We start from the raw sequence: 19,208 nt of genomic DNA, 5'->3' as shown, positions 1-19,208 counted from the left end.
CCGCCCTGGGAAGACGGGTGCCGGGCGCCCCGCTGCGCCCTCGGTTCAGTGCCAGCTGGTGTGCTTCGACTGGAGCGCCTCGGACAGGCGCTCGGGGTTGAGCGGCTTGCCGATGAACAGGTCCGCGCCCAGGCCCTTGCACTTGCGCGCCATGGCCGAGTCGCTCATCGCGCTCACGCCGATGAGCACGGCCTGAGGGAAGCGCTCGCGAAGCCGTGACATCAGCGTGGCACCGCTGCGGCCAGGCAGGAACACGTCGACGATGGCGGCGTCCATGCGCTTGTTGCGCACGGCGAACTCCGCCTCCTCGGCGCTGCCCACGGGCAGGGGCTCGTAGCCCCAACCGGCCAGCATCTCCACGAGGATTTCGCGGTGGGACGGGTCGTCCTCCACGACGAGCACCGCGCTGCGCACGGGCTCCACCTTCAACTCGTCACTGCGCTCAGTGCGCTCCTTCGCGTCGGGGCCGAGCACGGGGATCAACTCTTCAGTGGTGGGCAGGGACATGAGGGCACCGGTTGGGCAAAAGGTTTCCGTGTGATGGGAACCCACATTTCCTCGGTGGGAATTCCAAGCGGACACGCCCACGGCGCCTGCTCCTCAGGAGGCCTTGCGAGGGCCCGCCGAGAGCGCCTGGGAGGCGAGCGACGCGCCGAGCACCAGCATCACCAACAGCGCCCACGCGGGGAGCACCACGCGCGCGCCGCCCTCGTAGATGAGCGCGGCGTAGCTGGTGCCCAGGTAGCGGCCCAGGGACATCGGCTCCATGCGAGCGATGCCGAAGAAGCTGACGGTGGACTCGGTGAGGATGGCGGTGGGCAGTCGGCTCAGGAACACGGCGAGCGCGAAGGGCCTGAGCGCGGGCCACAAGTGGACGCGCAGGACATGGGTGCCGCCACCGCCGAGCGCGCGCGCCGCGGCAACGTACTCCTGCCCCTCGAGCGTGGCCAGCCGGTTGCGGAACATGCGCGCGGGCCCGGCCCACCCGACCAGCGCGAGCGACATCACCATCAACCCGAAGGGCCCCAGTCCACCGCCGAGCCCCGCGTCCGCGAGCGACTGGCCGGCGAGCTGGAGCACCATCACCACGAGCACATCGGGCAGGGCGAAGACCGCGTCCACGCCGCGAAGCAGGGCCTGCTCCCACGCACCACCCGCGAGCCGCGCCACCGCGGCGACGACGAGGCCGATGAGCGTGGAGAGCCCTCCAGCGCACAGGCCCACGGCGAGGGAGACCCAGAGGCCACCGAAGGCCAGCTCGCACACGGTACGGTCCGGACGCGTCGGGTCCACACCCAACGGGCACGTGTTCGCGAGCACGTCCGGGAACAGCCGCCCGGCGACGAGACTGAGGACACCGAGCCCGACGAGGAGCACGAGTCCGAAGCGGGCACGCGCGGGGATGCGGCTCATGCGCGGGCCTCACGAGGACACTTCACCGCCGCGACACAGAGCACGTCGGCCAGGTCGCACGGCGCGATGCCGAGACAGTCCGCGGGATGCATCCTCGAAGGGAGGCTCATGCGCGGGCCTCACGCGAGCGCGGGTCCACGACGTAGCGGGCCACCTCCACCGCGAGGCTCACGACGACGAGCAGCGAGGCGAACGTGGTGGTCGCCACCACGACGACGGCGACCTGCTTGTTGAGCACCGCGAGCACGTAGAGCTGTCCGAAGTAAGGCAGCCCCAGCACGCGCTCGGCCGCGAACGAGCCGGCGAGCAGCGCCGTGGCCACCGGCCCCACGGCATCGAGCAGCGCGGGCAGCACGTTCGGAAGCACATGGCGACGCAGCACCGTGCCCTGCGACAGCCCCTTGCCCAGCGCGGTGCGCACATAGTCGCGCGACAGCTCCGTCTCCAGCGAGTCCCCCACCAGCGTGCCCAGGAAGATGCCCGGCCAGATGGACGTGACGAGCGCCGCGCACAGCTCCGGCAGCATGTGCCCACGCTCCACCACCGCGGGCGCGAGCAACAGCGCGGGGATGAACACGGGCGTACCGAAGGCCAGCGCCGGCACGACGTCCCCCAGCGCGGACCACCGACCTCGCCGCCAGCGCGTGCGCACCAGCGCGAAGCCCAGCGCCCACGTCAGGGCCAGGGGAAGCGCGAGCAACCCCACGCCCACGCTGCCCGACAGCTTGCGCGCCAGCTCGTCGCCGGTGATGCCCTGCGCGCTCGTGCCCAGCCGCTCACCGCGCCACAGCTTCTCCCAGGGACGCAGGAAGCCGAGCGGCTCACCGAGGCCGAGGTCCCGTCGATACGACGCCATCAGCTCCGGGGAGGCCTGCCGCTTGGCGTCGCTCTCCGTGGTGAGCGGCAACATGGCCATGAGGAAGTAAGAGGCCACCGCGACCACGGGCACCAGCACCAACTGCCGCGCGAGCTTCTGGACCACGGCCATCATCGCGCCACCTCGGTGGGCGCCACCGGCGGCGCGGCCCTGCGCAGCGTGCGCAGTGCCAGGAAGTTGAACGGGTCCACATCCAGGCCGCGCAACGTGTCGCGCGCTCGGAAGTAGCGGTCCGGGTGGTACAGCGGCGCAATCACCGCCTGCTCCCCCACCAGCACCTCCTGCGCCTGCACGTACATCGTCCGCGCGCGCGCCTCGTCCGCCTCGCCGTCCCCGGCCTCCAGCAGTCGCTCGAAGCGCGCCATGGGCTCGCCACCGCCCTGCGTCTCCCAGCCCGTCTGGTGATTGCCCGAGCGCTCGAAGAGCGTGAAGAACGTGTTCGGGTGCGCGTAGTCCCCGCCCAACCGGCGCAGGTACAAGTCATACGCGCGAGGCCCCTGCGCCGTGCGCCGCGAAATCTCCGCCGTGAAGTCGGAGCGCGCCTCCAGCTCCACCTTCACGCCCACCCGGGCCAGCTGCGCCGCCACGCGCTCGGCGATCGCCACCTCCGGCACGAAGTTGTCCCCCGAGCGGTACACCAGCCTCAACGGCCGCTCCATCCCGACCACCGACGCCAGGTCCGCCTTCGCGCGCTCGGGCTCGTAGTGCGGCAGCCGCAGCGCCTCCTCGGCCGACGCCGCCCCCGGCAGCTCCGGAGGCAGCAACACATGAGACGGCCGCGCGGCCGGCAGCAACCCCGCCATCAACGCCTCACGGTCCAACGCCCGTGACAGCGCGCGACGGACCTCGGGCCTGTCCAACGGCGCGCGCTCCGTGTTGAACGCCAGGTAGTACGTCGACAACAGCGGCTCGCGCTGGAGGTCCTCGGGACGCTTCACACGCAGCGCCGCGGCGCTGTCCACGAAGACGAAGTCCACCCGGTCCCGCTCATACAGCGCGGGACCAATCTCCGACTTCATCAACGTGATGACGGGCACGGGCACCTCGCCCGGAGCCATGGGCGGAGGAAATGCCGAGCGCGGGTTGTAGACCAACCGCACCCGCTCCCCCGCCCGGTCCCAGCTCTCCACGCGATACGGCCCCAAGGCCAGCGGCCGACCATCACGAGGCCGGTCGAAATAGTCACGGACCTCCTCATCCGAGCGCCCCTCCAAATCCGCCGAGGGCGCCGGGTAGAAGATGTAGACGTTCGCGATGCGGGCCAGGAAGTAGCTGCGCGGATGCGCCAGCGTCACCCGGAGCGTCCGCGTGTCCACCGCCTCCACGCCCACGTGCTCCAGCGCCGCGCGGATGTCCGCCTCGGGCGCCATGCGGTCCTGCAGCGCCAGCACCTCCGACGCACCCTCCAGGTCCGCCATCTCCCCGCGCTCACGTCCCCGCAGCGCGCGCCGCCACCCCACGACGAAGTCTCGGGCCACGAGCGGAGCGCCATCCGACCACCGCACATCCCCCCGCAGGTGGAAGACGTAGACCTCGCGGCCCTTCTCGTCGCGAGCGCGTTCCCACCGCTCCGCCAACCCCGGCCGCACCGAGTGGTCCGCGCCCAGCAGCGTCAGCCCCTTCTGCGTCGCCAGCATCACCGGGTAGTTCGCCCAGCTCTCCGGGTCCGAATGGCTCCAATCCAGCGTGGTGGGCATCGCGGGCACCACCACCTTGACGCCCGACTCCGGCTGGAAGCCGCACGGCCCGCAGGCCCCGGTCACCCAGGCCAGCAACAGACACCACCAGGCGAGTCGAGCGCGAGGAGCCACCGGGCCCCGTTGTACCCCGAAGCCAGGGACGCCCGGCAACAGAAGCCAGACGCCCCGTCTGCCCGCCAGAAAAGAGAGAAGCCAGGAGCCCGGCGACCTCGTGGGTCGACGGACGTCCTGGCTTCGAGCACTTCAAGGAGGGCCGAAGCCCTCCCCTGTCACCCCCGACTCGCTACACCGGAGCCGAGGCCGGCGCCGACGGGGCGTCGGAGGCCGAGGGGCTCTTGAGCCCATCGGAGACGGGCTTGCCGCGGCCGAACTCCTCGGGCTTCTCCAGCACCAGCGCCTCGCGCAGCACGTCGTCCACGAACTCCACCGGGACGATGCGCAGCTGCTTGCGAATCTTCAGCGGGATGTCCTTCAGGTCCTTCTTGTTCGCCTTCGGGATGAGGACCGTCTTGATGCCCGCGCGGTGCGCGGCCAGCGTCTTCTCCTTCAGGCCGCCGATGGGCAGCACCCGCCCACGCAGCGTGATTTCACCCGTCATCGCCACGTCGCGACGGATGAGCACGCGCGTGAGCGCGCTCACCAGCGCCGTGCAGATGGTGACGCCCGCGGAGGGGCCGTCCTTGGGAATCGCGCCCTCGGGCAGGTGCACGTGGATGTCGTAGTTCTCGAACACCTTGCGGTCGATGCCGAAGCGGTCGGCCCGGCTGCGTACGTACGACATGGCCGCCTGCGCGGACTCCTGCATCACCTCACCCAGCTTGCCGGTGATGATGAGCTTGCCCTTGCCCGGCATCACGGTGGCCTCGGTGGTGAGGATTTCACCGCCCAGTTCCGTCCACGCCAGACCCGTGACGATGCCCACCTGGTCCTCGCGCTCCGCCACGCCGTAGCGGTAGCGGGGCGTGCCCAGGAACTTCATCGCCGTCTTGCGGTCCACCTCGATGTCCCGCTTGCCGTTCTTCAGCACGTCGCGGGCAATCTTGCGGAACACGCCGCCAATCTCACGCTCGAGCGAACGAACACCCGACTCGCGCGTGTAGCGGTGGATGATGGTGCGCAGCGCCTCGTGGCTGAAGTCCACCTTCACGTCCGTCAGCCCGTTGGCCTCCTGCTCCTTCGGGATGAGGTAGCGCCGGGCGATGGAGAGCTTCTCCGGCTCGGTGTACCCCGCGATGCGAATCACCTCCATGCGGTCCTGCAGCGGACCGGGGATGTTGTGCATCGTGTTCGCGGTGCAGATGAACATCACCTTGGACAGGTCGTAGTCGAGGTCCAGGTAGTGGTCGTTGAAGTTGTGGTTCTGCTCGGGGTCCAGCACCTCCAGCAGCGCCGCGCTCGGGTCGCCACGGAAGTCCGTGGACATCTTGTCGATTTCGTCGAGCAGGAAGACCGGGTTGTTGCTGCCCGCCTTCTTCAGCGACTGGATGAGCTTGCCCGGCATCGCGCCGATGTACGTGCGCCGGTGGCCGCGAATCTCCGCCTCGTCACGCACGCCGCCCAGGGACAGGCGCACGAACTTGCGGCCCGTGGCCCGCGCAATCGAGCGCGCCAGCGACGTCTTGCCCACGCCCGGAGGCCCCACGAAGCACAGCACGGGGCCCTTGAGCTTCTTCACCAACTGCTGCACGGCCAGGTACTCGAGGATGCGCTCCTTCGGCTTCTTCAAGCCGTAGTGGTCCTCGTTGAGCACCGTCTCCGCTTCCGTCACGTCCAGCCGGTCCTGGGTCTCGTCGTACCAGGGCAGGCTGATGATCCAGTCGATGTAGTTGCGGACGACGGTGGCCTCGGCGCTCATCGGGCTCATCATCCGGAGCTTCTTGAGCTCCTTCTTGACCTTGAGCGTGGCCTCCTTGCTCATCCGCTTGTTCTTCAGCTTCTCTTCAATCTCCTGGATCTCGTTCTTGAACTCGTCGCGCTCACCCAGCTCCTTCTGAATGGCCTGCATCTGCTCATTCAGGTAGTACTCCTTCTGGGTCTTCTCCATCTGCTTCTTGACGCGGGTGCGGATCTTCTTCTCCACCTGGAGAATCTCGATCTCCCCCTGCATCAGCTCGTAGAGCTTCTCCAGCCGCTTCGCGGGAGACTCGGTCTCGAGCAGCGCCTGCTTGTCGTTCAGCTTGAGCGACAGGTGCGCGACGATGGTGTCCGCGAGCCGCGCCGGGTCATCGATGCTGGCCACCTGCATCAGCATCTCGGGCGGGATGCGCTTGTTGAGCTTGACGAAGGCCTCGAACACGGAGTGCACGGAGCGCACGAGCGCCTCCAGCTCCACGCTCTTCTCCGTCTGCTCCTCGACCTCCTCCACCTCCACCATGAAGAAGGCGTCGTTCGGGTGGAACTTCTTCACCTTCGCGCGCTTCACCCCTTCCACCAGCACCTTCACGGTGCCGTCCGGCAGCGGCAGGAGCTGGATGACGTGCCCCATGGTGCCGAAGTGGAAGATGTCGTCGGGAGAGGGGTCGTTCGTCTTGGCCTTCTTCTGGGCGGCCAGCAGGATGACGGCCTTGTCGTCCGGCCCCTTGTGAGCCATCGCGTCCTTCAACGCCGCGATGGACTTCTCCCGGCCGACGAACAGCGGAACCACCATGTGCGGGAACACGATGATGTCCCGAAGGGGCAAGAGCGGGACGGTGAGTCCCCGCTTCTGGGCTTCCTTCTTGTCGTCACGTCCGAAGAACATGTATCCGCCACCTGCTGGCCTACCGGGAGGGTAGGCCCCTGAAGAGTTGCCCGGTTGCTCGTCCGGCGAGCGCACACCCGGGGTGAAGCACGTCTATAACACGTCGGTTTCAGGTGCCGTTCCCCGCCTCAAGATTGGGGAACCACCTGCTGCCATCAAGGGAACACCCGAAGCTTCCTCGGACGTTCCCTCCCGGTGTCAGCGGGCCTGCGCTGCCTCCCCACCCTGTAGCCCACCAACCTCCAACGCCTCGAAAAGGAACGCATACAGGTCCGCGCTGGATTCAATGCTCTTGGCCACCTGGTCCGCGCCACTGTGTCCTGCGTTCATTTCGATGCGCAGCAGCGCCTTGGCCCGGTTGCCCGCCGCCTGCTGCACCGCCGCCACGAACTTGCGAGCGTGCATGGGGTCCACCCGGTCATCGTGGTCCGCGGACATCATCAGGAGCGCCGGGTAGGTCACGTCCGGCTTGACGTGGTGGTAGGGCGAGTAGGCGTGCAGCACCTGGAAGTCCTCGGCCTTCTCCGCCGTCCCGTACTCGGGAATCCACGTCCGGCCGCTCCCGAAGAGGTGGTAGCGCACCATGTCCAAGAGGGGCACCTGGCACACCACCGCCCCGTACAGCTCCGGGCGCTGAGTCATGGCCGCCCCCACCAGGAGCCCTCCGTTGCTGCCTCCCTGGATGGCCAGGCGGCGGGGCTGGGTGTACTTCTCACGCACGAGGTACTCGGCGGCGGCGTGGAAGTCGTCGAAGACGTTCTGCTTCTTCGCCATGCGGCCCGCCTCGTGCCACTCGGCGCCGTACTCGCCCCCACCCCGCAGGTTGGCCACCGCGTAGACGCCGCCGGCGTCCAGCCAGGGCAGGATGCTGCCACGGAAGGTGGCCTCCATGTTCACGTTGAAGCCGCCGTACCCGTAGAGCAGCGTGGGCGCGTTGCCGTCGCGCTTCAGGTCCTTCTTGTGCACCAGGAACATGGGCACGCGGGTGCCGTCCTTGGACGGGTAGAAGACCTGGTCCACGGTGTAGGCCGCCGGGTCCATGGGCACCTCCACCTGCGCCCACAGCGTGGACTCGCCCGTCTTGACGGACGTCTTGTAGACGCGCCGGGGCGTGGTGAAGGACGTGAAGACGAAGTACGCCTCGTCCTGGTCCTCCAGGCCCGTCAGGTTGGAGGCCGCGCCCACGCCGGGCAGCGCCACCTCGCGCACGGGCTTGCCCTTCAGGGTGGCCACGCGGACGAGCGTCGTCGCGTCCTTCATGTACTCCAGCGCCAGGTGCTCACCGACGATGTTCACCGACTGGAGCGCGGCCACCGGGTCCTGCGGGACGATTTCCTTCCACTGGGCGCGCGCGGGCTTCGCCGGGTCCACCTCGAAGACGCGCTGGCGCGGGGCGCCCTCGTCCGTGGTGACGTAGAAGCGGCCCTTCCAGGCCTGCACGCTGTACTTGGCGCCCTGCCCCTTCACCAGCAGGCGGAAGTCCTTCTCCCCCGGCCGCTTCCAGTAGACGTCGTTCTCAATCCAGCCCCGCAGGATGGAGACGAACAGGAACTGGCCGTCCCGGCTCAAGTCACCCTGCAGGAAGGTGGACGGGTCTCCCGTGCGCGGGTGGATCTCCGCGTCCTTGGAGGGCGCCTCCCCCAGCTTGTGGAAACGCAAGCTGGTGTAGCCCGGGCGCGCGTCCACGGGGATGGCCGCGTCGGTGGGCAGCCACTCGTAATAGAAGCCCTTGCCGTCCGGCGTCCACTTGGGCTGCGCGTACTTGGCGCCCTCGATGACGTCGACCTTGGACCACTCACCCGAGTCCACGTCCACCACGTGCAGCACGGCCTCGTCGGCCGCGTTGGGCTTCTGCGCGAAGACCAGCTTCTTGCCGTCCCACGACGGCGACCACGTGCCCAGCGACACCGAGCCGTCCTGGCTCCAGCCGTTCGGGTCCAGGAGCACCTTCTCCTGGCCCTGCTCGCCGTCACGCCAGTAGAGGACCGCCTTCTCCTTGTCCTTGTGCGTGCGCACGTAGAAGTAGCGGCCCGCGCGGCGCGCCGGCATGGAGATGGAGTCCACGTAGAACAGCTCGCGGAAGCGCTTGGCCAGCGCGTCACGCACGGGCGACTTCGCCAGCGCGTCGCGCGTGAGCACGTCCTGCGCCTTCATCCACGCCTGGACGTCCGGGGCCTTCTCGTCCTCCAGCCAGCGGAAGGCGTCCGGCACCTGCACCCCGTGCACCGTGTCCACCACCGCGTCCACCCGAGTCGCCGGGTAAGCCATGCGCGCGTGTTCCTCCTGGGCCGGCGCCTCCACGGGCACCTCCCGTTTCGCCGGCGTCGAGCCAGCACAGGCAACGAGCATCAACAAGGCAGGCACGGGGAGCTGTCTCATGGAGCCAGCACATACAGAAACGCCCTCGCCCGTCCCACAAAAACCGTGGGCTACAGGCCTGCGCCACCCCGCCCGCCCTGAATGCGAGGAGCGCGTCGGAGCCGTCGCAGGGCCCTTGACGCGCTCCGTCACATCCCAGGGGCCGCCCCATCCAGAGGAGCGGCCCGGAAGAGTCCGCGACTTACGCGGATTCCTTCTTCGGCTCGGCGGGCTCCTTCTCCGGCGCCGCGTGGAGCACGACGGGCTCGCTCTTCTTGAGGATGACCTCCTCGGAGATGAGCACCTCGCGGACCGTCTTGCGGGACGGGATTTCGTACATCACGTCCAGCATGGCCGACTCGAGGATGGAGCGCAGGCCGCGGGCGCCCGCCTTGCGGCGGATGGCCTCGCTGGCGATGGCCTTGAGCGCGCCGTCGGTGAACTTCAGCGCCACGCCGTCCAGCTCGAAGAGCTTCTTGTACTGCTTGGTCAGCGCGTTCTTCGGCTGGTTGAGGATGTTGATGAGCGCGGGCTCATCCAGCTCCTCCAGCGCGGTGATGATGGGCAGACGGCCGATGAACTCCGGAATCATGCCGAACTTGAGCAGGTCCTCCGGCTCCACGTGCTTGAGCAGCTCCGACAGGTTGCGCTGCTTCTTCGACTGGATGTCCGCGCCGAAGCCCAGGCTGCGGCCACCCAGGCGCCGCTCGATGACCTGATCCAGCCCGCCGAACGCGCCGCCGCAGATGAACAGGATGTTGGTGGTGTCCACCTGCAGGAACTCCTGCTGCGGGTGCTTGCGGCCACCCTTGGGCGGAACGTTGGCCACCGTACCTTCGATGATTTTGAGCAGCGCCTGCTGGACGCCCTCGCCGCTGACGTCGCGGGTGATGGAGGGGTTCTCCGACTTGCGGGCGATCTTGTCGATTTCGTCGATGTAGACGATGCCGCGCTGGGCCCGCTCGATGTCATGGTCGGCGGCCTGCAGCAGGTTGACGATGATGTTCTCCACGTCCTCGCCCACGTAGCCGGCCTCGGTGAGGCACGTGGCGTCGGCAATGGTGAAGGGGACGTTGAGGATGCGCGCCAGCGTCTGGGCCAGCAGCGTCTTGCCGCTGCCCGTCGGGCCGAGCAGGAGGATGTTGCTCTTCTGGAGCTCCACGTCCTCGAGCGCGACCTTGGACTCGATGCGCTTGTAGTGGTTGTGCACGGCCACCGACAGCGTCTTCTTCGCGCGCTCCTGGCCGATGACGTACTCGTCGAGCACGGCCTTGATTTCGGAGGGCCGCGGGATGCGCAGCTTGGTGTCCTTGGTCTCCTCGCGGTCGATCTCCTCCGCGATGATGTCGTTGCACAGCCCGATGCACTCGTCGCAGATGTAGACCGTCGGCCCCGCGATGAGCTTCTTCACCTCCTTCTGCGACTTGCCGCAGAAGGAGCAGCAGAGGGTCTGGTTGTCTCGCTTCTCCACGTTCTTGCCCGCCATGAAATCCCTCGCTGCGCCTGTAAAGCCGCCCGCCCCGAGCGCCACCCGCCTCGGCTCCAGGCCAATCTAGTCAGCCCCCATCAGGGACGTCCACGCGCCTTCCCTGTACTTAACAGGGGGAGTGGGTCGGCGCAGAAAGCAGAAAGCCGGAGTCGCGGGGGCGAATTCCCGCGGCTCCGGCCACCGGCCGAGGCGTCGAGCCCCGGCAAACGTCTACTTCTTCTCGTCCTTGCCCAGGCCCACCACTTTGCGGGGGTTCTGGATTTCATCGATGATTCCGTAGGCCTTCGCCTCCGTGGCGCCCATGAAGTAGTCGCGGTCCGTGTCCTTCTCCACGCGCTCGATGGACTGCCCGGTGTGCTTGACGATGAGCTCGTTGAGCTTCGCCTTCATCCGCAGGATTTCGCGGGCCTGGATTTCGATGTCCGTCGCCTGGCCCCGCACCCCACCCAGCGGCTGGTGGATCATGATGCGGCTGGACGGCAGGGCGTAGCGCTTGCCCTTCGTCCCGGCGAGCAGCAGCACGGCCCCCATCGACGCCGCCTGCCCCACGCAGATGGTGGAGACCGGCGGCTTGACGTACTGCATCGTGTCGTAGATGGCCATGCCCGCCGTGACGGAGCCGCCCGGCGAGTTGATGTAGATGTTGATGTCCTTGTCCGGGTCCTCGGACTCGAGGAACAGCAGCTGGGCGACGATGACGTTGGCCACGTCATCGTCGATTTCGGTGCCCAGCATGATGATGCGGTCCTTCAGGAGCCGGCTGTAGATGTCGTACGAGCGCTCACCGCGGTGCGTCTGCTCGATGACGTAGGGAACGGGCATGAAGGGCATGGCGACCTCGAGAGAAGGCTCGGATAGACGGCGCTAGGGACGGAGAACCTCAGGAATACTTCGCCCGGCCCTTCAGGAATTCAATCGTCTTTTCCTCGCGCAGTCGCAGAGACAACCCGAGGCGCTCGTCCGGACCCTTGAAGTAGCGCTTCACGGCCTCCACCGGCTGGCCCGCCTCCACGGCGAGCTGCTCGATGCGAGCGTCCACGTCCGCGTCGCTCGCCTGGATGCCCTCCTTGAGGGCGATGGCCTCCAGCAGCAGCGTCCCCTTCACCTCCTGGGTCGCCTTCTCGCGCATCTCCTCGCGCAGGCGGTTGAAGTCCAGGTTCAGACGGCTGGGGTCCACGCCCGAGCGCTGCAGCTGCTGCAGGGCGCCGCGCAGCATGGAGTCCATCGCGCGCTCCACCATGGCGCGGGGGACCTCGAACGGGTTGCGCTCCACGAGGCCCTTCATCACCGCCTCGCGGTCGTCGTTGTCCGCTTGCGAACGACGCGCGCGCTCCATGTCGGTGCGCAGCTTGGCGCGCAGCTCCTCGAGCGTCTGCGCGATGCCCGTCTCCTTCGCGAGCTCGTCGTTGAGCTCGGGGGAGATCTCCTTCTTGATCTCCTTCAAGGTGACGTGGAAGCGGCCCGTCTTCCCCCGCACCTCCTCCACCCGGTAGTCGGCGGGGAAGACGTAGTCGACGTCCTTGGACTCGCCCACCTTCACGCCCTCGAGGGCGGCGATCTTCGACTCGACCAGCTCACCGGGCTGCACCTGGACGGTGATGCCCTCGGCCTTGCCGCCGGCGAACGGCTGGCCGTCCACGGTGGCGTCGTAGTCCACCGTCGCATAGTCACCCGAGGCCGCCGAGTCGCGGTCCGTCACGGGCTCCAGCCGGCTCAGCGACTGGCGCATGCGGCCGAGCTGCTCGTTGATCTGCTCGTCGGTGACGGTGGTGTCCGCCTTGGTCAGCGGCAGCTCCGCGTACTCCTTCGCCTCGACCTTGGGCTTGACCTCCACCCGGGCCTCGAAGCTGAAGGGCGCGTTGGCCTTGAGACCCTGGTTGGTCACCTGCGGGCTGGCCACCACCTCCACGTTGTGCTCGCGCACCGCGTCCAGGTAGGCCGTCTGCACCACGCGCTGGATGACCTCGTCCTCGACCTGGTCCTTGAAGCGCTGCTCGAGGATGCGGCGGGGCACCTTGCCCTGTCGGAAGCCCGGCAACCGCACCTGCTGGCCAAGCTTGGAGTAAGCGCGGTTCAGCTCTTCCGCCACGCGGGCGGACTCGACCTCGATGGAGAGCTTCTTCTCGATGGGAGAGAGCTCTTCGACCTGGACCTTCATACGGGCCTCGCTCGCCGCCTTCTCGGACAGTCGTCCCGAGCGGCGCCGGTTAAGTGGGACGTGCGCCTTTAGGGGATAGGCACGAACGGGTCAACGCGAAATGGGCGAGGAGGGACTCGAACCCTCACACCTTGCGGTACCAGATCCTAAGTCTGGTGCGTCTACCAGTTTCGCCACCCGCCCGGATGCGCCGCGTGCCTTCTGCCGTACATACCGCGAAACGTCCGCCGCGCGTCACCCGGCCGACGCGTGATGCGGAAAAACAAACGGGGTCTCTCCATCGCTGGAGAGACCCCGTATGAGAGCGGAGGGAATCGAACCCACAACCTATGGATTAAGAGTCCATTGCTCTGCCAATTGAGCTACGCTCCCGGCACTGCGCTTGGCCCGTCGGCTGCGTGACGTCCAAGTGGCGGCGGTAATTACAGAAGGCCGCCCGCGCTGTCAAAAGTATTTTTGTCTCCCCTGCATTCCCCACGCACGGCGATCTCCACGCGGACGCGCAGTCCGGGATGGGACGCCACGCCGCCCGCCCGACGGGCTGGCGCGGGGAATGGCTCCCTCCCGCATGAAACAGAGCCACGGGCCCACTGTTGAACGTGGCCACGGCGACCCGTGTGTCCGAAGTGCTCGGGCGCACGGGACTCGCACGCGCCCCCATTCGGGACTCTGAGCACGTGAACCGCCGAGGCACAGGCGGGCGGACGGAGGTCGTCCGCCCTTTTCGCGCAGGACGTATGCAGGAGACGACAGTGACGGAAGCCAACATCCCCCCCAAGGTGGAAGACACCGGCTCGGCGCTCGGCGGCTGGAGCCGGGAGCGCATGGAGTTGATTCGGCGCACCATCTGCCCCCGGGGCATCAGCGAGGACGAGTTCGCCCTCTTCATCGAGCAGTGCAAGCGCAGCGGGTTGGATCCACTGCTCAAGGAAGCCTTCTGCGTCGCGCGGAGGCAGAACATCGGCAACCGGGAGCGCCCCAACTGGGTGACGAAGTACGAGTTCCAGCCCTCCGAGGCCGGCATGCTCGCGCGCGCGGAGCGCTTCCCGGACTTCAAGGGCATCCAGGCGAGCGCCGTGTTCGCCGAGGACGACATCGTGGTGGACCAGGGCCGGGGAGAAGTGGTGCACCGGTTCAACCCGGCCAAGCGCAAGGGCGCGCTGGTGGGCGCCTGGTCGCGGGTGGTGCGCGACGGGAAGCTGCCCGTGGTGGTGTGGCTGGACTTCAGCGGCTACGTCCAGCAGACGCCGCTGTGGGCCAAGATTCCCACGACGATGATCGAGAAGTGCGCCCGGGTGGCGGCCCTGCGCAAGGCGTACCCCGAAGCCTTCGGCGGACTGTACGTCCGGGAGGAGATGCCAGCGGAGGACTTCGATTCGTCCTCGGCCCACCCCGAGCCCGCCCCCGCGAGCGGCGCCTACGAGGTGCTGGGCGCAAGAACCGGCCCGGTGAAGGCGTCCTTCCCCACCCCGCTGGCCACCGCGCCCGCGAAGGAGGAGAAGCCGGCCCCCGCGAAGCTGGACGTGGACCTGCCGCTGGCCCCGCTCCCCCCGAAGGAAGTGGAGGCGGCGCCCCCGCCGCCCAAGGCGAGCGCGGTGTTGGTGGCGTTCGGCCCGTACAAGGGCAAGACGGCCTCGGAGCTCTCGGACGAGGAGCTCACGGAGACCATCGAGCTGGCGAACGAGAAGCTGATGGAGCAACCCCGCGCGCGTTGGGCCAAGGCGATGCGGGAGAACCTGCTCGCGCTGGAGGCGGAGACGGAGCTGCGCTGCCGAGTCCCGTCCACGGCGGACAAGAGCAACGGCGCGTCCCACGCCTGAGTCACGGCGGATGCGATGAAGTGAAGCGTGCCTCCGTCGGACATCTTCCGGCGGGGGCCTTCTTCGCGGCGCCACGCGGGACTTCCACGAAGGAGTCCGGGGCCTGCGGAAGAAGAGGAGAGCGCGCTCGGAGGGACTTGAACCCCCAACCCCTGGGTTCGAAGCCCAGTGCTCTATCCAGTTGAGCTACGAGCGCAACCTACGAACAGGGGGAAAAGGTGGGCGGCCAACCGGGGTCGAACCGGCAACCTCTGGAGTCACAGTCCAGCGCTCTAACCAGTTGAGCTATGGCCGCCGTTACCGCTACGGCGTTTGAAGCGGGGGCTTCCCTACCGTGGAAAGCCGGGCCAGTTCAAGGCCCAAATCACAACAGACACACCGGCCAGCATGGCGCCCCAGGCAGGACTCGAACCTGCGACCCCCGACTTAGAAGGTCGACCTCCGACTTGGTAACTCCCCGCCCAATTTCCGTAACTATTCGCAGTTACTAGCACCGTTCCTCCTTCGTACGCCGGCTGACTCCAGCTTCTGACAGCAACTGGCACCTCTTCTCCGTTTCCGATCGGAAACGGACCGGAAGAGGAGTCGGAGGCGCCCATTCCCGCGAACGCCTCGTCCACCTTGGCCTTGAGGTGCGCCATCCTTCGGGCGAGGTAGTGGCGCATCGTGGTCCGCTCTCCGGTGTGGCCACCGAGGTCCCGGGTCACCTTGACGTCTCCGGTGCGCTCCACGACGTGGGTCAAATAGGACGCACGGAGGTCCTTGAAGATGTGGTCTGCCGGGACGACCTCCACCTTCATAGGTGCCGCGCAGGTGGGGCAGTTCCGAGGCGCCTCGTCCGGATGGAGAGCGGAGAACCCACACCCTCCGTGCTTGTTCGTCCCCCTGCCCCAGAGTTCTCCGCGGACAATCATCCCAACCGTTCTGGCCGCCACGCCGAACTGCCGAGAGAGCTCGGCCTGGGTCGTCCCCGCAGCAGCCCGCTTTCGGAGGTCGGCCACTTGGTCTGCCGTCAGCTTGGCCCGGCCGTTCCGCTCCCCAGGTGCCCGTGTCTTCGGCGCGGTGCAGGTGAACCTGTAGCCCTCCACGATGCCGGCGCGCTTCATGGCCGTGCGGAACCGGCTGCAGATCTTGTAGTCCTTCTTGAGCCGCTTCCCGTCGCGGCCCCAGAAGAGCCACTCGCTCTGCGGATCCGCGAGGCGCCGGGCAAGGACCGGGACGAGGGCGAGGGGAATGGGTACCTGCCGGATGCGCTTCGTCTTCGTACGCTTCCGCGAGCCCGAACGAGAAAGAAGAAGGGTGCGGTCCTCCAAGTGCACGTTTTTCTTGGGGCAACCGATAATCTCCCCGCGCCGCATCCCCGTGTAGAGCCCCACCAGGATGAAGTCCTCGATGTCCTGGTTCGTGGAGTGCCGGGCGATGACCTCCGCCTCGGACAGGTCGAGCACTCGAGGCTCCGGCTCCGGGAGTTCCGGGTCCCACGAGAGCGCAGCTGGATTCTCTCCGCTGAAAATCTGCGCTTCCTTCTTCGCCCAGGTGAAGAAGGCCTGGAGATGGCTCCTGATGGCCTTCACCGTCTGAGGAGCGAGTCCCTCTTCGTCCTCCTCACCATCAGCGTCATCGTTGTTGTCCTCGTCGTCCCGCAGCTTGGACCGGAGGAGCACGCTGATGTCCGCCGGCCGGATGATGTGGATGAGCTTCGCCCCCAGCTCCGGGAGGATGTGGTTCTGCCACCGCCCGTTGATGGTGTCGCCGCTGGCATGCGAAAGGACGACGGCCTTGAATTGGGTGTCGTACGCCTCCTGTAGCGTGATTTCGACCGGGGAAGCGGTGATGCCCTGGGCGTCCTTCCAGGCATTCAACTCCTTCTCGTTCGCGAGGAGCATCGCCTCCGCCTTGGTCCTGGCGGGGGTTACCTTCTCCCGCGCCTTCCCATCGGCGTACTTCCACGTCGCGTACCACTTCTTTCCAATTTTGCGGACGGACGCCACTGGTCACGCCCTCGAACGCGCGGACTTGGCGCGAGTGGTCCGCCGTGACGCCTTCGGCGAGTCGTCCTCCGCCGTGAGCCAGGTCATCACGTGGGCCGGGATGAAGACCAAGCCCCCTGTCCGCTTCGTGTGCGGCAGCACTCCCTCCGCAACACGCTTGTAGACCCACGACTCCGAGCGGCCCAACGCCTTGGCTACGTGCTCGACCAGCCACATATCCTTCGGCAACTCCTCCAGCGGAACCGGCATGCGCCGGGCGAACTTCTTCCGCGGCGGACCTCCCTCACTGGAAACCGCCTGCTGTTCCGAACCAACGGTGCTGCACTCGTTCATCACTTCCCTCGCTCAGGCGTCGCTGAACAAAAATTAGGTATGAACCCTGATCAACAACCCAATAGGTAACCAGAGTGCCCGAGAAGCTCCCGCTCAACCACATGAGCCGAGCTACACGTACACGAAGCAACTGCCGCGCCAATTCAAGGAGGGCCGGCGGTCCGCTGCAGCAACCACGAAGTAGGTCCTACGCGGCAGGACCAACATGCGACGAGGGTGCGGCCAGCAGTCCGGCACGAAGTCCGAAGGGGCTCGTTCGGCGGACCCACAGTCCACTGGAGAGGAGGCACAACGAGTGCTGCGAGGAGCACAGCATCCAGGAGCAGGAGCGACTTCAACGTGGCGAGACCCGACTCCATGGCGCCTCCAAAGACGGGTCGCGCTGGTGGCTCTGAGGCACCAGCGAGAACCCGCGGACACACCCGCACGCCATCACGCGTTTGCAGGGCCCTAGCGACGGCGAGCCCATGACGACCAGCCGGCGCATCTTGAAGAAGACTATGAAGTAGACCCGCCGCTCAGAGCACAGCGGGGACTGCGGAAACTACAAGTCAGTCAGTACCGGTACAGCGAGAGAATATCAAGGCCTCACGGAGCAGGAGCAGGAGGCTTCTTCTTCCCGTCGACCTTGACGACCCAGACAGGCGCGTAACAGGTGTCGCCCTTCTCGTAGTAGCTGTCGCCACACGGAGGAGCCTTCTTGATGGCGACCCAACACCCGCCAACGAGCTCTTCGTGCTCGCCGGTGCACGGAGGCTTCTTCTGCCCCTCGAACGCCGCACCGGGCATGTCTCGGGCAATAGCCCCTGCGTTCTCGAAGAACGGCACGGCAGGAACGAGTTCCTCGATTGCGGCCTCCGCAAGACTGGTCGCGAGTTCCTGCTGCCCACTGGGAGCCGCCATGGGCACAGACTCAGGCTCTGCCCTGGGCGAGCGCTGAAGGAGCACCCCAAGGAACCCGGCGACGGCCACCACAAGGGCAGCATCCTTCCATCGCAGCACTGCGACTCTTCGGGCCTGAGCAGCTTGCCTCCGAATACGGCCCTTCCATCGCTGCGCAGCCGTGACCCGGGGAGAGAGCAGGTGCTCCCTCACATCAGCACGCGACATCGCGTGCTCCATCATCTTCGGTAGCTCTTCGCTCACAGCGGTCAGCTCCTCATTGAGCCGAGCCGGTAACGCGCCGCGAGCTGGACGTACCACCATGGCCCGGTAGGCGGGAGAGTCCGAGCACTGGAACGCCACCTCAACCGTCGCACTCGGGAACTGGTCCACCACCTCAAGCGGCGTGGTGGGGAGGAGCATCGCCTCCTCAAGTATCGGACGCGCCAAATAGGCCGCCTCTCCCGACTTCACGTGACGAGCGAGGTACAGGTCGCCGTGCTGCGTGCCTCTCTCGATACACCGACCAAGATGGTACGGCCCAACCCGGTCCGTCGGCCGGTCGGACTGTTCGCGCGGACTTCTCTTCTCCACTCGCCCACCTGCGCGCGCCGGCTCCGACGTACCATCGGGCCGACTATTCACGCCTGCTCGCATGCTGTTCTCCACGGGTGCCTGCTCGGTCTGCGGCAATGACAGGACGGTAGTCCGCTTCGGGTGCTGCTCCTCACTTCTTTCCAGGCTTCCCCGGCGTCCCCATCTCGCGCTCGACCGACTCAAGGCCACGGCGCAGCAGGTCCGTCAGCGCATCTTGGCGCTCTCCGCCGTGCCACTTCATGAACTCGGTCATCCTCTTGGCTCCGAGGGAGTCGAAGGCGAAGTAGAGGTCAAGACCGAGGCCAAGAGCGTACTCGTGAGTCCGGCCAACCTTCAGGGTTGGCCGGGGTGGTGGCCCATTCCGCTCGATCTCGTGGGCCTGCTCGAGCTTCGCCTTGAGTTCGGGCTCGACCCTGACGGCCATCGACTCTTTGGGGGCTTCTCTGTCGGGTACTTGCGCCACAGCTCCCACCTTTCGTGCAGCAGTCACGATTCTTCCTCGCTCTCTAGGCGGTCGCCCTCAGTAGGGTCAACGCTTACGCAAGCGTATAGACCCACAAGTCAATTTCGTAAACGTTTACGTTTTCGATTGCGAAACCAAATTCGTCATCATATCTTCCGCTTCGTTGATTCGACGGACGGATGGGGCTCCCGGGAGGGAGAGCGGGGCTGGGCGGGCGCGAGCTGGGTGGCCAGCGAGGACGTCTCGAAGCACAGCGATACCAAGGGGGCAGGACATGGCAGAGCAGAACGGGCAGCAGCGAGAGATGACCGAGGAAGAGAAGTGCAGGCTGGTGGCCGGCCCCTTCGAGGACCGACCGAAGAACCGACGGTGGGAGCAGTTCAAACG

General features: G+C 67.0%; 14 protein-coding genes and 4 tRNA genes. 1 reads left to right on the top strand and 17 read right to left on the bottom strand.

What is annotated here, in order from left to right:
- Positions 1 to 45: 45 nt before the first annotated feature.
- The 11 genes from LXT21_RS19645 to LXT21_RS19595 all read right to left on the bottom strand — a co-directional run bounded on the left by LXT21_RS19645 (position 46) and on the right by LXT21_RS19595 (position 13,107).
- Positions 46 to 507, bottom strand: coding sequence for a response regulator (locus tag LXT21_RS19645; RefSeq protein WP_046712197.1), 462 nt, complete (start codon positions 505 to 507; stop codon positions 46 to 48).
- 93 nt (positions 508 to 600) lie between these two features.
- A complete protein-coding gene (locus tag LXT21_RS19640) occupies positions 601 to 1,413 on the bottom strand; it encodes an ABC transporter permease subunit (protein ID WP_254039683.1) in 813 nt (270 codons plus the stop codon).
- Between the two features lie 106 nt (positions 1,414 to 1,519).
- Positions 1,520 to 2,404 carry an ABC transporter permease subunit gene (locus LXT21_RS19635; protein ID WP_254039682.1) on the bottom strand — a complete coding sequence of 295 codons (885 nt, stop codon included), beginning with the start codon at positions 2,402 to 2,404 and terminating at the stop codon, positions 1,520 to 1,522.
- A complete protein-coding gene (locus LXT21_RS19630; protein ID WP_254040115.1) occupies positions 2,401 to 3,987 on the bottom strand; it encodes a peptide ABC transporter substrate-binding protein in 1,587 nt (528 codons plus the stop codon). Before LXT21_RS19630 ends, LXT21_RS19635 begins: the two co-directional genes overlap by 4 nt.
- Before the next feature lie 286 nt (positions 3,988 to 4,273).
- Positions 4,274 to 6,730, bottom strand: a complete 2,457-nt coding sequence (gene lon / locus LXT21_RS19625; RefSeq protein ID WP_254039681.1) for an endopeptidase La — start codon at positions 6,728 to 6,730, stop codon at positions 4,274 to 4,276.
- Positions 6,731 to 6,928: 198 nt separating this feature from the next.
- A complete protein-coding gene (locus tag LXT21_RS19620) occupies positions 6,929 to 8,998 on the bottom strand; it encodes a prolyl oligopeptidase family serine peptidase (protein ID WP_254039680.1) in 2,070 nt (689 codons plus the stop codon).
- Positions 8,999 to 9,290: 292 nt separating this feature from the next.
- The gene (clpX, locus tag LXT21_RS19615; protein WP_254039679.1) at positions 9,291 to 10,574 is read right to left on the bottom strand and encodes an ATP-dependent Clp protease ATP-binding subunit ClpX; all 1,284 of its coding nucleotides are present in this window, start codon (positions 10,572 to 10,574) and stop codon (positions 9,291 to 9,293) included.
- Positions 10,575 to 10,787: 213 nt separating this feature from the next.
- The gene (gene clpP / locus LXT21_RS19610) at positions 10,788 to 11,408 is read right to left on the bottom strand and encodes an ATP-dependent Clp endopeptidase proteolytic subunit ClpP (RefSeq protein WP_254039678.1); all 621 of its coding nucleotides are present in this window, start codon (positions 11,406 to 11,408) and stop codon (positions 10,788 to 10,790) included.
- A gap of 49 nt (positions 11,409 to 11,457) precedes the next feature.
- Positions 11,458 to 12,735, bottom strand: coding sequence for a trigger factor (gene tig / locus LXT21_RS19605; RefSeq protein ID WP_254039677.1), 1,278 nt, complete (start codon positions 12,733 to 12,735; stop codon positions 11,458 to 11,460).
- Positions 12,736 to 12,836: 101 nt separating this feature from the next.
- Positions 12,837 to 12,918, bottom strand: a tRNA-Leu gene (locus LXT21_RS19600).
- A gap of 116 nt (positions 12,919 to 13,034) precedes the next feature.
- A tRNA-Lys gene (locus tag LXT21_RS19595) sits at positions 13,035 to 13,107 on the bottom strand.
- A gap of 380 nt (positions 13,108 to 13,487) precedes the next feature.
- Here LXT21_RS19595 and bet point away from each other — a divergent pair.
- Positions 13,488 to 14,555 carry a phage recombination protein Bet gene (gene bet / locus LXT21_RS19590; RefSeq protein ID WP_323394694.1) on the top strand — a complete coding sequence of 356 codons (1,068 nt, stop codon included), beginning with the start codon at positions 13,488 to 13,490 and terminating at the stop codon, positions 14,553 to 14,555.
- Between the two features lie 122 nt (positions 14,556 to 14,677).
- Here bet and LXT21_RS19585 read toward each other — a convergent pair.
- The 6 genes from LXT21_RS19585 to LXT21_RS19565 form a co-directional block, all read right to left on the bottom strand.
- Positions 14,678 to 14,751 (bottom strand) — tRNA-Arg (locus tag LXT21_RS19585).
- A 25-nt stretch (positions 14,752 to 14,776) separates the two neighbouring features.
- Positions 14,777 to 14,850: transfer RNA gene (locus tag LXT21_RS19580), tRNA-His, on the bottom strand.
- Positions 14,851 to 14,884: 34 nt separating this feature from the next.
- Positions 14,885 to 16,546: a tyrosine-type recombinase/integrase gene (locus tag LXT21_RS19575; protein ID WP_254039676.1), complete on the bottom strand. Its 1,662-nt coding sequence runs from the start codon at positions 16,544 to 16,546 to the stop codon at positions 14,885 to 14,887.
- Positions 16,547 to 16,549: 3 nt separating this feature from the next.
- Positions 16,550 to 16,762 carry a helix-turn-helix domain-containing protein gene (locus LXT21_RS45660; protein ID WP_407667010.1) on the bottom strand — a complete coding sequence of 71 codons (213 nt, stop codon included), beginning with the start codon at positions 16,760 to 16,762 and terminating at the stop codon, positions 16,550 to 16,552.
- 705 nt (positions 16,763 to 17,467) lie between these two features.
- Positions 17,468 to 18,355: a hypothetical protein gene (locus tag LXT21_RS19570; protein ID WP_254039675.1), complete on the bottom strand. Its 888-nt coding sequence runs from the start codon at positions 18,353 to 18,355 to the stop codon at positions 17,468 to 17,470.
- Positions 18,356 to 18,488: 133 nt separating this feature from the next.
- Entirely contained in the window at positions 18,489 to 18,848 is a 360-nt protein-coding gene (locus LXT21_RS19565; RefSeq protein ID WP_254039674.1) for a hypothetical protein, read from the bottom strand.
- Between the last annotated feature and the right edge of the window lie 360 nt (positions 18,849 to 19,208).

This window comes from Myxococcus guangdongensis (assembly GCF_024198255.1).
In the GTDB taxonomy this organism is placed as follows: domain Bacteria; phylum Myxococcota; class Myxococcia; order Myxococcales; family Myxococcaceae; genus Myxococcus; species Myxococcus guangdongensis.
Note: the sequence above shows the minus strand (reverse complement) of the source record. Positions and strands in the feature narration are given on the sequence as shown.

What these genes read in the sequence shown, in the direction of transcription:
- LXT21_RS19645 (WP_046712197.1), bottom strand. Translation starts at nt 507, where the DNA reads ATGTCCCTGCCCACCACTGAAGAGTTGATCCCCGTGCTCGGCCCCGAC.
- LXT21_RS19640 (WP_254039683.1), bottom strand. Translation starts at nt 1,413, where the DNA reads ATGAGCCGCATCCCCGCGCGTGCCCGCTTCGGACTCGTGCTCCTCGTC.
- LXT21_RS19635 (WP_254039682.1), bottom strand. Translation starts at nt 2,404, where the DNA reads ATGATGGCCGTGGTCCAGAAGCTCGCGCGGCAGTTGGTGCTGGTGCCC.
- LXT21_RS19630 (WP_254040115.1), bottom strand. Translation starts at nt 3,987, where the DNA reads ATGCCCACCACGCTGGATTGGAGCCATTCGGACCCGGAGAGCTGGGCG.
- lon (WP_254039681.1), bottom strand. Translation starts at nt 6,730, where the DNA reads ATGTTCTTCGGACGTGACGACAAGAAGGAAGCCCAGAAGCGGGGACTC.
- LXT21_RS19620 (WP_254039680.1), bottom strand. Translation starts at nt 8,998, where the DNA reads ATGGCTTACCCGGCGACTCGGGTGGACGCGGTGGTGGACACGGTGCAC.
- clpX (WP_254039679.1), bottom strand. Translation starts at nt 10,574, where the DNA reads ATGGCGGGCAAGAACGTGGAGAAGCGAGACAACCAGACCCTCTGCTGC.
- clpP (WP_254039678.1), bottom strand. Translation starts at nt 11,408, where the DNA reads ATGCCCTTCATGCCCGTTCCCTACGTCATCGAGCAGACGCACCGCGGT.
- tig (WP_254039677.1), bottom strand. Translation starts at nt 12,735, where the DNA reads ATGAAGGTCCAGGTCGAAGAGCTCTCTCCCATCGAGAAGAAGCTCTCC.
- LXT21_RS45660 (WP_407667010.1), bottom strand. Translation starts at nt 16,762, where the DNA reads ATGTGGCTGGTCGAGCACGTAGCCAAGGCGTTGGGCCGCTCGGAGTCG.